This is a genomic window from Novosphingobium sp., assembly GCF_036820275.1.
Classification (GTDB): Bacteria; Pseudomonadota; Alphaproteobacteria; order Sphingomonadales; family Sphingomonadaceae; genus Novosphingobium.
Map to the genome: position 1 here is coordinate 1 of NZ_DAISLT010000075.1, position 11374 is coordinate 11374.

General features: G+C 59.8%; 14 protein-coding genes. 3 read left to right on the forward strand and 11 right to left on the reverse strand.

Features of this window, described 5'->3' with window-relative positions:
• A partial coding sequence (locus V7066_RS28225; protein ID WP_334186251.1) for a hypothetical protein occupies positions 1 to 688 on the reverse strand: 688 nt, incomplete at its 3' end.
• A gap of 514 nt (positions 689 to 1202) precedes the next feature.
• Between V7066_RS28225 and V7066_RS28230 the strand changes: the two genes are divergently transcribed.
• Positions 1203 to 1838 carry a phage tail protein gene (locus V7066_RS28230; RefSeq protein WP_334186252.1) on the forward strand — a complete coding sequence of 212 codons (636 nt, stop codon included), beginning with the start codon at positions 1203 to 1205 and terminating at the stop codon, positions 1836 to 1838.
• 1133 nt (positions 1839 to 2971) lie between these two features.
• Here V7066_RS28230 and V7066_RS28235 read toward each other — a convergent pair.
• The 6 genes from V7066_RS28235 to V7066_RS28260 all read right to left on the reverse strand — a co-directional run bounded on the left by V7066_RS28235 (position 2972) and on the right by V7066_RS28260 (position 7164).
• The gene (locus V7066_RS28235) at positions 2972 to 3442 is read right to left on the reverse strand and encodes a nuclear transport factor 2 family protein (RefSeq protein ID WP_334186253.1); all 471 of its coding nucleotides are present in this window, start codon (positions 3440 to 3442) and stop codon (positions 2972 to 2974) included.
• Positions 3442 to 4071, reverse strand: coding sequence for a pyridoxamine 5'-phosphate oxidase family protein (locus tag V7066_RS28240; RefSeq protein ID WP_334186254.1), 630 nt, complete (start codon positions 4069 to 4071; stop codon positions 3442 to 3444). Before V7066_RS28240 ends, V7066_RS28235 begins: the two co-directional genes overlap by 1 nt.
• 65 nt (positions 4072 to 4136) lie before the next feature.
• Positions 4137 to 5114: an alpha/beta fold hydrolase gene (locus V7066_RS28245; RefSeq protein ID WP_334186255.1), complete on the reverse strand. Its 978-nt coding sequence runs from the start codon at positions 5112 to 5114 to the stop codon at positions 4137 to 4139.
• A 137-nt stretch (positions 5115 to 5251) separates the two neighbouring features.
• On the reverse strand, positions 5252 to 6148 hold the full coding sequence (locus V7066_RS28250) for a LysR family transcriptional regulator (protein ID WP_334186256.1): 897 nt from the start codon (positions 6146 to 6148) through the stop codon (positions 5252 to 5254).
• Between the two features lie 494 nt (positions 6149 to 6642).
• A complete protein-coding gene (locus V7066_RS28255) occupies positions 6643 to 6981 on the reverse strand; it encodes a hypothetical protein (RefSeq protein WP_334186257.1) in 339 nt (112 codons plus the stop codon).
• Positions 6982 to 6987: 6 nt separating this feature from the next.
• Positions 6988 to 7164 (reverse strand): hypothetical protein, encoded by a 177-nt coding sequence (locus tag V7066_RS28260; RefSeq protein ID WP_334186258.1) that lies wholly within the window; start codon positions 7162 to 7164, stop codon positions 6988 to 6990.
• A 40-nt stretch (positions 7165 to 7204) separates the two neighbouring features.
• On the opposite strand from V7066_RS28260, the gene V7066_RS28265 reads away from it, so the two are divergent.
• Positions 7205 to 7798, forward strand: coding sequence for a hypothetical protein (locus tag V7066_RS28265; RefSeq protein ID WP_334186259.1), 594 nt, complete (start codon positions 7205 to 7207; stop codon positions 7796 to 7798).
• 125 nt (positions 7799 to 7923) lie between these two features.
• The gene (locus tag V7066_RS28270; protein WP_334186260.1) at positions 7924 to 8046 is read left to right on the forward strand and encodes a hypothetical protein; all 123 of its coding nucleotides are present in this window, start codon (positions 7924 to 7926) and stop codon (positions 8044 to 8046) included.
• A 125-nt stretch (positions 8047 to 8171) separates the two neighbouring features.
• Here V7066_RS28270 and V7066_RS28275 read toward each other — a convergent pair whose 3' ends face one another.
• The 4 genes from V7066_RS28275 to V7066_RS28290 form a co-directional block, all read right to left on the reverse strand.
• On the reverse strand, positions 8172 to 8543 hold the full coding sequence (locus V7066_RS28275; protein WP_334186261.1) for a DUF1643 domain-containing protein: 372 nt from the start codon (positions 8541 to 8543) through the stop codon (positions 8172 to 8174).
• Positions 8544 to 9117: 574 nt separating this feature from the next.
• Positions 9118 to 9984 (reverse strand): nucleotidyl transferase AbiEii/AbiGii toxin family protein, encoded by an 867-nt coding sequence (locus V7066_RS28280; RefSeq protein WP_147221920.1) that lies wholly within the window; start codon positions 9982 to 9984, stop codon positions 9118 to 9120.
• On the reverse strand, positions 9977 to 10597 hold the full coding sequence (locus V7066_RS28285) for a type IV toxin-antitoxin system AbiEi family antitoxin domain-containing protein (protein WP_334186262.1): 621 nt from the start codon (positions 10595 to 10597) through the stop codon (positions 9977 to 9979). The genes V7066_RS28280 and V7066_RS28285 overlap by 8 nt, the downstream gene beginning before the upstream one ends.
• A gap of 84 nt (positions 10598 to 10681) precedes the next feature.
• Complete coding sequence (locus V7066_RS28290) at positions 10682 to 11131, reverse strand: HNH endonuclease (protein ID WP_334186263.1); 450 nt, start codon at positions 11129 to 11131, stop codon at positions 10682 to 10684.
• Positions 11132 to 11374: the final 243 nt, after the last annotated feature.

The window sequence follows — 11374 nt, forward strand, 5'->3', positions numbered from 1 at the left end:
CGCTGGCCGAAGCCGAAGCGCTCGCCCCGCCCCCGGACAAGGTCACCGAAGGCACGAGCGGCGTGGTCGCATTGGCGGCAAAGGCTGCAACCAGGTTGATGACCGGACCCGTGCCAGGGCCGAAGCTGCCGGTCCGCGTGCACGACCCCGTCTGACCCGCCGCCGTGCAAGTCCAGCCCGCACCAGACAGCGCCGAAATGCTCATCCCTACCGGAAGGTTCAGACTGGCCGTCAGCACCGCCGAGGTCGTCGCCTCTCCCAAAGTGCTCGGCGTGATCGTGTAGCTCATCAGCCCGCCCTGCGCCGCGTTGCCTACATGGCTCATCGCGACGCCAAGAACGGGGCCGGATGCGCATGTCAGGCTGACCGAAACACTGCTGTTGCGGGCCGCCACATTGGTTTGGCTGTCGAAGTTCGTATCCATCACGGCGACCTGGAAGTAGTCGCCGGGACCCGTCCCCGTCAGGGTGAAATGACCGGACCCCGATGAAGCCGTGGAATCAATAATCGCATCGGTCCCATAGGCTGTCCCGCCGCTGTGGGTCCAAAGAATGGAAACGTAAGCGCCTTTCGTGTTGCCGGACCAAGTATAGGTAATGGTTTCACCATCGGCTACCGGCTGAGCGGCAAGGTCCGTGAACCTTTCCGTACCATTGCCGCTGCCGTCGATGGTGAAAATACCGCTCATTCCGCTGATCGCGTTGCAGCCTGGGGAGGCAGCCGAAACGCTGTTCGGGAGCAATCCGAGGAGCGCAGCCAAAAGACAGAGCAAAGCTGCTTTGGCACTTCGATGCAGCGAAACGAATACTGCAGACCTCACGGTAGCCTGATTGCGCAGCCAACGACAAAATTGTGCGCTGGCAAGCCAGACGCCGCGCGAACGGAACCTAGTCCCGAACCCCAGCATAAGAATTCCCCCCATCGCGCGAAGCGACCGGAAAGCCAAGCCCATCAGGCCTTCCAATGCGACACACGCAAACATTCAAACCCAAAAAAGTAAACAATATTCCCAAAAAAATATGAAGCCAATTTGGTTGTTGAATAGTTAATTTTACATCCAACCTGGACCAAATTCTAATAATTTAAAATTCATACATTTTAAAAAGAAACAAGATTTTCAATTAATAACAACATTGTCATGATTATTCGAAATCATGGACCATGGAAATTTCCGGATTCGCAGTTTTATACAGGGAGGCAGTATGAGCGAGCCGTTCATCGGACAGATAATGCAGGTCGGATTCAACTTTGCCCCGGTGGGATGGGCATCCTGCAACGGACAAATTCTGGGCATCGCCCAGAATACCGCGCTGTTTTCCCTGCTTGGCACTTCATTCGGCGGGAACGGCACGACGACTTTCGCCTTGCCGAACGCTGCAGGCCGCTCCTTCCTTGGAGTAGGACAAAGCACTGCTAGCGGACAGAACTACGTCTGGGGACAGGTTGCGGGCACGGAAACGGAGACCCTGACGATCGCCAACATGCCCGCCCACAATCACGTAGCGAACTTCACGGGTACGGCGGGCACTACTTCGGCTACCGGTTCGATCCAGGCGGTCACCGGCACCACGAACCAGACGAACACGCCTGCGGAAGGATCGCTGCTGGCCAACTGCGCCAATGCCGGTCCGAACCAGGTGAAAATCTATGCACCTGCGGGCACCACCGGAACTACGGTAAATCTCGGCGGGGTCGCCATAACCGGTGGCAGCTTCACGCCGCAGGGATCCGTAGTGGTGGGTATCACGGGCGGCAACCAGGCGTTTTCGATCATGAACCCCTATCTGGCGGTGCAGACCAACATAGCGCTTAGCGGAATCTATCCGTCGCGCCCCTGACGCTTTCCTGCAGGAACATGGCGCGGCGCCGATCTCTTCCGGATCGGTGCCGCGCTGCCCTTACTTTCAAGCAAAAACCGCTTCGTAGATCCGCCGGTCCGACCGGGGGTGCAATTGCGTGACACAGATGGCGTGCGGCCCCGAGCAGCCGCCCAGAAACTCGCCGCTCATTCATGTGCAATCGGGCACCGCGAAGTCCGGTTTCGATCGGCGTGAACTGCGGAGTAGCTGTCTATTTCAAATGAAGGGGGCGCCGATTTAGGGGGCTTGATGCATCTCGCTCTGGACGGTCGGAAGGCTCGTTTCACCGATAGCTTGCAGGGCTTTCAATACGCAGCCGGTTATCATTATGTCGCTACTCGGGTGAATGGTCAGCTCAATCCCGCTGATCCTCGCCATGCCACTGTGCCCTCCGCATTTACGCACGATTGCATCAACCCGATCTTGTGTCAGCTTTCCCGCTTGCGTCTTGATGGGAGCATTCGAATCAGCGCATCCAAGCAAGGAAAACAAGCTAGCGATTAACCCTAAGAAGCGCGGTCTCATATCAGCATTTTCCGTTTTCACCTGCTAGGATATGCCGCCTATGTGATCTTGGATATGTCGGCAATGTCGGCGGCTGCAGCTGGGCAGTTTCCGGATTAAAGGGCCCCTACGCCTTGCGCTCCTGGGGGACAGTCGCAGGGAGTTTGCACCTAGAGAGCCAGTACAGGGACAAACGAAAATCGCGATGCCCCGGTAGGCTGCTCAGTTCTCTCCTGAACGCGGAAAGACCGGGAACCTTATGATGTTATCACGGGCTTCCACACCCTGACCGACAACCCGAAGATTCCCTGGACGGTTTGCGTCACACGAACGCGTCGCCTGGACTTCGGAAATGTCATTCCGGTTCACATCGGAAAATGTTGCGTCATCGTTCTCCAGCCGACCGCACGCATCGATATAGTTGCCCCGATCCTGAAGCACCCGTGCTGGCCTCATCCGATCCGAAGCGGCAGCGCTAATGGATCGGCTGATCGAGAGCGCAAGTCTGGCGCTGCATGACCGGGAAGGGTCGGCAGCGACCTGCAAATGGCTAGCCCCGAAAATGACCGCTATGATTTGACTTCGTCTGGGAAGACGGGATGCAGTCGTTAGAAGCCGAGGTCGCCAAGACCCGTATGTTCGTCGGGACGCCGGCCCAGAGGCCAGTGAAAGCGGCGGTCTTCCACCGCGATCGGCGTGTCGTTGATGCAAGCAAGGCGCCTTTGCATCAGTCCGCCCTCGTCGAATTCCCAATTCTCGTTGCCATAGGAACGGAACCAGTTGTCGCTGTCGTCATGCCATTCGTATGCGAAGCGCACGGCGATGCGGTTGTCCCGAAAGGCCCACAGCTCCTTGATCAGCCGGTAGTCCAGTTCCCGTTGCCATTTTCGGGTCAGGAAAGCGATGATGGCTGGCCGCCCGGTCAGGAATTCACCGCGATTGCGCCATTGGCTGTCAGGCGTATAGGCCAATGCGACTTTTGCGGGATCGCGGCTGTTCCAGCCGTCCTCGGCAAGGCGGACCTTCTCCATCGCGGTCTCCTGCGTGAACGGCGGCAAAGGCGGGCGTGAACTTTCCATCATGCTTCTCCTTTTCGTTCGAGGCGGAGGCGCAGCGCCTCGTTCTCCGCTTCCAGTTCGGCCATCCGCTCGTGCAGCGGGCGCATTGCCTGTTCGATCTCCCGCTCGGTAAAGCGCGGGGTGATGTGCTGGGGGCAGTTCCAGTCGAATGCTTTCAGCCGGAACCGGAAGATACGCTCCGGCCGTGCCTTGTAGGCCTTGTCCATAACGAGATCGGTCAGCGCCGGATCCTCGTCCAGCGACAGTTTGTCCACATGGGCATAGATCTTGAGCCGCATGCGACGCGGATAGTCCATCAGAAACAGCGAAGCCCGGTCGTTCGCGGCCAGATTGCCGGTGCTGATGTATTGCCGGTTGCCGCGATAGTCGGCGAAGGCCAGCGTCCGGTCGTCGATCATCTTGAGGAATCCCGCGGGGCCGCCCCGGTGCTGGACATAAGGCCAGCCGTCTTCCGAGACGGAGCCCATGTAGAAGCTGTCCCGGGCGGCGATGAAGGCAGCTTCGTTCGCGGTGAACCGGTCGAATTCGCGGTCCCCCTCGAAATGGGCCCACTGCCTGTCGGCGCCCATCTCGGCCTGCGCCGCGCGGACGCTGGGGGTCATGGCGATATCCAGAAATCCGTAAGACATGGTGCATCTCCGGTTTGAAGCGAGATCGTCAGACGGGGCAGCGTGACAACTGCCCCCGCCTGCGTTCAGCGCGGCGCGACCTTGCGGTCGAGGAAGTCGCGGATCAGCGGACCCATCTCGTCCAGCTTGTCCTCGAGGGCGAAATGGCCGGTATCGAGGATGTGGAGTTCGGCCTTCGGCAAATCCCGCAAGTACGGGTGCGCACCGGGCTCGGGGAAGATCGTGTCGTTCTTGCCCCAGACGATCAGCGTCGGCGGCTTGCGATCGCGGAAGAACTGCTGGAACTGCGGATAGAGCGGCACATTGGTGCGATAGTCGTAGAACAGGTCGAGCTGGATATCCTTGTTGCCGGGCCGGTCGAGTAGCGCCTGGTCGTGGACCCAGTTGTCCGGGCTGATGCGCGACACGTCGCTGACGCCGTCGGTGTACTGGAACTTGGTGGCCTTCGGTGTCACCAGCCAGGCCTGTGCTTCGCGGTCCTTGGCCGATCCGCTCTTCCAGTAGGTCTTGATCGGATCCCAGAAGGCGCCGAGCCCTTCGTCATAGGCGTTGCCGTTCTGGACAATCAGCCCGCTCACCCGTTCGGGGTGCTTGAGTGCCAGCCGGTAGCCTACGGGCGCGCCGTAATCCATCACGTACATCGCGTAGCGCTCTGCACCGATCTGGCCCATCAGCGCATCGATCATGTCGGCATAGTGCCCGAAACTATAGGTGAACTGCTTGTGATCGGGCGCGTCGCTTTCGCCGAAGCCGGGGTAGTCCGGAGCGATCACGTGATAGCGATCCGCCAGCAGCGGGATCAGGTTGCGGAACATGTGCGAGGACGTGGGGAAGCCATGGAGCAGCAGGACTACCGGACCATCGGCCGGACCAGCTTCCCGGTAAGCCATCTTCACGCCCTCGATGGTGGCGGTGCGGTAATGAACGGTCGCCGGCGCCGTGCTGGACATGGTGATCTGCTGCGCGGGGGCAGCCATTGCGCCGGTCGGAGCGGTAATGGCTGCGCTTGCGAGCATCAGGGACAGGATCAGTTGCTTGGTCATTTTACCACCCTCATCGAAACCGCTGAGCGCTTTGCTTCAGCTTCTGGAGGGAGGTATAATTCTTACCTGTGGCTGCGATAATTTCCCAAATGTGGAAGTCATTATTCCGTTAGGTGGAATTATGGCGCGGTGATATGCTATTGCAGCAGCGGGTTGTTACGCAGTCTTTCAACGGCGAGATCAACGAAAGCGCGCACTTTGGCGGTGGCGCGTCGGCCTTCGCCATGGACCACATGGACCGGGATCGGGTTTTCCTCATACTCGTCGAGCACTGACTGGACGCGCCCCTGCGCCACTGCCGGATCGATCTGGTAGGATAGTACGCGGGTGATGCCCCAGCCCTGCTCCGCTGCGTTGATGGCGGCCTGAATGGTGTTGCAGAACAGGCGCGGGTGAACGGTGACGCTCGTTCGCGAATCCGGGCCGAAGTGCCATTCGGGCGAGACCCAGGCGCCGGTCGGCATGATGACGCGGTGGTCCGCAAGGTCGGCAGGCGATCGGGGAACGCCGTGCCGTGCGAAATAGGCAGGCGACCCGCAGATCCTGCGGCGCACCCAGCCCACGCGCGTGGCGGTCAGACCCGACGGCGGCAGATTGCCGATCCTGATCGCCACATCGATCCCTTCTTCGATGATGTTCACGCTGCGATCGAGAAACAGGCTTCTGCCGGTTACGCGCGGGTAGAGATCCAGATATTCGAGCAAGACAGGCAGTACGTGCAGCTGCCCGAACATGACCGGTGCGGTGACCATGAGCGTGCCTGCCGGGTTGCCGTGCGATCCTGCGGCGGAAGCCTCGGCCTCGGCGATATCGGCAAGGATACGCCTGCAATCGTCGAAATAGCGCTGCCCAGCCTCGGTCATCTTCACCGACCGGGTGGTCCGCGCAAGGAGCCGCACGCCGATCTCGTCTTCCAGAGAGGATATCGCGCGCGTGACGGCCGGTGGGCTGAGGTGCATTTGCCGCGCCGTCTCGGCGAAGCTCGCAGTCTCTGCCACCCGGACAAAAATCCTCATGGCTTGCCACCGATCCAATTCCACATCCTCCGTCAACACTGCGCTTCGACGGAGATGGGCGGAAACAGCACACGGGGTCAATGATTCCAATCCGATGCCGGCAAGAGACATGAGTTGATGGCAAATGATGCTGAGATCTGGCGGGTGATAGCCGAACGTGAAGGTCTGACTGAGCCGAATTTGTTACGTCTCGCATCCCCTCGGCACACCGATGCTGATTTTGGCCGACCGATCGAGGTGGTTACGAACACGCCAAAAAGCCGGCGGCTCGGTTTTACGGCATATCAGTCGACTGGTGAGGCCGTTTATGCGCTATTCGAACGGCTCCACGCGGATCCTCTCATCCCGTGCTGCACATGGCGAGATGAGCGGACGTTCCGCACCTAAACGGTCGAAGTCGGTGGCAGAACGACCGAAAAGGGTCGATTTTGCGGTGCGTGCAATGCCTTGGAGGACTTTCCTGGCGTTCCCGAGATTAGCCGCGAATGGCAATTTCTGCGTTTAGCGGACGCTCATTCACCGCCGCAGCAAGGGCATAAGTTGGGTCGCGAACTGCCGGCACCGGACGGTCTGCCCCCGGCGGCGATGAGCGTGCCACGATAGGTCTTGCGGAAAGAAGCGGCGAAATCCTCAGGCATCTTTTCCGCGCCGATCGTCAGCTGGTCGCTGAGATGGACATAGGCGAGAGGGCGCGCTTCGAAGGCGGTAGCCAGCGCTACCCAAGGCTGCGCCTCGTCGGCATAAGGTTCCATGTCGAACAAGCGGCCGAACGGCGAGAACCGCACGCCGACGCACGCGCCACCGATCTCGCCGAGCGTCTCCAACATGAAGCGCAGCCGGTTTTCGATCAATCCGCCTTAGCGGTCCTCACGCTGGTTGAGCGCGGCGCGGACAAAGTCCTGCGTGATCCGGGGCACTTCCGCGGTTTCGAGAGCCCGGGGTTCGCTAGTCGGAACGAGGCCCGGCTCGCCATTTTCGTCATAGGCAAACGCGATCGACTTGAGGCCGCGCGTCGCGCTGGGAGATACCGGCACCGCTGCTGGGTTGCAACCTCGTGTGCGAGACGCGACCGACATGCCACAATTGCGCGAAGACCCTGCCGCCATTGGCGTGAACGGCATCGGTCACACGCCGCCACCCGCCGCAAAGAAGGACGGTTTCAAGTCTGGCCTGCTGGCTACCGGCATCGGGAAGTACACCAACGGATGGCCGAAGGCTCCGGACGGCATGGAGCGGATCCCGCACTCGCATGATGAGCCGAGCAAGACGGCCAAGAAAAAGTGCGTCGGCGTCTACACCATCGCCTTGGACGGGAGCGATATCAAGCAAATCGGCACTTTCCGACTGATCGAAGTAAAGGCCGCACCAACGCCAGCCCGCGATTGGGCGGCCGAACGTGATGCAGAACGTCGAGCTGTCCAGATCGAGGCCCGCGCCGCCCGCATGGCGATCCCGGCGTTCGCAGGCACCGCCCTCGATGGCCGCATATCTTGGCCCGACTCAGAATGGGAAAGCGCAGTCGAACCAGACGAAGATGACGAAAACTCCGTGCTCGTCGCCGCCTACATTCGTGTGCAGGTTGCAGAAGTCGAAGCCAACAAGGCTGAAGCTACCGCACGATGCTCAGGCGGTATCGCCATTGAAGCTACCAGCTTGACCGTCTGGTAGTTGGCCTGCCACGGCAGATCGCCGAGATTGCCCTCCGCCAACGACCTGAGTGCGCCATAGGCGTCGTCGCGCTGAGTGCGCAGGCGGGTCATCTCGCTTGTTAAAATCTGCCTCGCCGCCACGGCTTGAAGATAGAGCGGATCGCACTCGTCGTCGTCCGCATAGTGGGCGCCGTTCGCAAGACGCGCCTCTACGGCCTTGAGGCGCTCGATCTGCCGCTCGGCAAGATCGCTCTGGGGTGGTCTTAGGCATGGGGGTGCCTCCATGGCAGAATGGGGTTGTCATATCCGAACATCAGCGGGTGTTTGGGGTGGCCACACTTGGCGACAGGGCCGATGCAGAGAGGATCAAGTCCGGCACCCTTTATGAGGGTCTAGACATTCAGCGACCGATTGCGTTGGTACTTCGGCTGCTTCGAGACAGGACCCCACGCGCAAACGACCTGATCGCATTCAGCGAGGATCTGGATAAGGTGGTCGTCGTTCTCAGGCCCGACCGGATCGGCCACTTTCCCCAGCTCACAAACGTCGGTCGCGCGGTAGGCGAAGAGGTTACCCACCAGCAGCAGCCGCCCCCACATGTTCCGCTCCCCGAAGCCGCGCAGCTTGCGGATCGTTGCATCATCGACGGCAGCGTCAGCCGTCGATGGGTTGACCATGATGATTGCCGTTCTGGTCGCATTGGTGGTGCCGGGCCGCTTAAGGCGATACCGATAGCGCCCGCAGTCGGAGATCACCGCGCTCATACCGCCGCCTCCGAAACATCGATCGCGAAGACGGGTAATGTCGATTCGGTAGTGCGCCAAACGCATGCACGGACGGGCGCCGCAGCTCCGGAAATGGAAACCGCTGGGCGCAAAAGTTTACACCACAGTGTAAACCGCCTCTTCGTGCTGTCTGAAAAATGGCTGTTTTTGGTAGCGGAGGAGGGATCAGCCGACGGCACTTATTAGACTGAAATTCTTGTCAATTTCTAGAAATCAAGAAAAGCGCCACCCCCAATTCCACCCCCAACCAACAAGCAAATCGCCGAAGCGTGCCATAGCTGAGCCGAACCGAATGGCGGTGGTAGCCATATTCGAAAATAATGGCCCTCCTTGGAGGGTGATTGCCCGCGCGTTCGTGTGGGCCTGATACGGTGCTCTGATCCCATCGGCCAGACTTCGCATTTTGCCGTCTATTCGCAAGCACGACCATCACCGTCTCGGTTCGATCCAGCCCGATATCCCGGATCGTCTCGTCGCAATGCGCTGCACCCGCAGCGGTAGCAGCGGCGCAGTTGGGATAGTAGACATTGCCTGCTGGAATTTTCGGAGCCCGCTATGCCTTGTCAGTCAACCGATCACATGATGGGCCAACCAAATCCCATACTGCATCGATGACGGCCTCCAGCGAGAGGTTTTCAAGCTCGAGTGAGGCAGCATAAGCACGCCATTGCCGCTGCTTCGCGCTGTTCCCACTCATTTCGGACGAGAGCCCCGGTGGACGCTCTGACGGAACTGCAGTCTCGCGGCGCTCGAAGGTCGCGCGGATCGCAGCATCGAGGTCATTCGGGGCGATCGCTATCGCGCGAGGAATGGCCCACAGGTCATAGTAGTCCTTCATGCGCCCGTTGATGACGCCCAGCGCCACCATCGCCTGAAACTTCTCGGCGATGACGCTGGCGGGAGGATATGATCGTACCTGGGGTGCTGGTAGGTCGAGCAAGGTCGGATAATCGAGGTGCTGCGTAGCATCGGCCATGGCATCCCCGAAACCGATATCGATCGTAACCGGAATACGTGTCCGCTCGAGATAGGCCGCAGTCTTCAGACGGACCCCGCCATATTCCATCTCGTCACGGATGACCTCGGCGGACAATGCATCCAGATCAAATACAAGGCCATCATCGCCCTCGCCCGCCATAATCTGGCGGAAGTCGGCTATCAGCCGTTCGGGATCGGGATCGCCATGACCGAGAAAATCGGCATCTCGCGTCACGCGGTTGTCGTCGTCGATCCAGACGGTGACGAGCATTCCGCCCTTCAGAATGAACCGATCGCGGTGCTCGGTCACGGAAAGGCGGTAGAGCAGGCGTTCGAGAGCAAAGCGTACCAACACTAAGTCGAAGACGCGCCCTTCCCTGCGAGCGATATTGAGCAGGCGATCCTTGACGGACTTCGCGATGTTGACGGGCGCTTTAGCCATTGGAGGTGAGCGCTTCGAGATAAGGCTGCATCGTTTTCCAGGCACCGCCGATCTTCGCGGCGTCAGCAATCATGGCCGGTGTCGCCTTGCGCAGCCGAAGTGCGGCGCGCAGGCTCTCGATGGCAACTGACCGGTCCACCAGCTTTGGGTTGCGAAAGGCATCCGCCAGCGTCTTCGAAACCGTGTAGATTGGCACTTGCACGCCCGCGATCGCGTGGTGCTCGATGCCGTATCGGAGGTAGGCATCGGTAAAACGAACCAGCCGTATCGGCGGGTAAGACTGCACTGGCGCCCAATCGCTGGCTCCGATCGCCATCCAAACGCGGCGGGGCATCTGGTCAGTCAGATCATGGAATGCGAGTGCAGAAACGAGCGCAACGATTCCTTTGGGCACTCTGAGTGCGGCTTCGGCAAAGATCTGACCTTCTTCAACGTCAGCATCAGGCTTTTGATAAATACCTCGCCCGATCCGTTCGATCTCTCCCGCTTCAACCGCCCTGGAGATAGTCTGGGGGTTGATGCCTGCCGCACGTAGCTCAGATGCGCGCAGCATCGCGCCCGCCCCCAGAAGGCGGAGCAGCCTGGCATTTTGCGGTTCAGAGGGGGCAGGCATGTAACAAATCCTCGAATTGAAAATCAGACTATCAGAGGTTTTGTTACATGTCACTTCAGATCGGTCAGCGAAGGAAGCCCGTTCTCAATGCTTGAAGCAATGCTCGCGATGCCAGTTCAAAAAGCTCGGATGTGGTCGATCAGCCATGTGCGCAGGAGGAAGCGCAAACCCCGTGCGATTGATAAGCCCTCGGATCGCCTCGCCGTCATTCGCTTGGCGGCTAACCAGAACCTCCAGGTCATCGGCGAGACTGATGAGACCCCGATCGAACATCCAATGCACAGTTCCCGACAAAGCGAGGCCATTACTCACGACATCAGGACCACCCTTTTCGACGGGACGGATATGTGCCGCCTCGACCTCGGCCCTGCCACCTCCATTGATGAGCTTCAGACCCGTGATTGCACAGCGGGCGTCATAGGCTGTCACAACCCGCCGCCGAAACAGACCATCGCGCACCAGGCGTGAGCCGAGATAGGCGACGCGATCGCGCTCAATTTCGTGAACGAATGGCACGCGCTCCTCACGCACCATTTCAGCTTCGGCGCTAGATGCATCCGCTATCGCACCCACGCGCGGTAAGAATTCATCCTCCTCGGCAATGCCAAGGTCAATAATACGATTGAAGTCCCCATCCGAAAGAGGTCGTACCGCCGACTGAGCCCGTCCTGAGATCTTGCCAGCCTCATTCAGGACCCCATGCTCAACGATGCCGAGTGGACTGAAGCGTCCCGGGTTTTCCGGAGGCTATCCGGTTTGACTCAGGCAGCCATATCG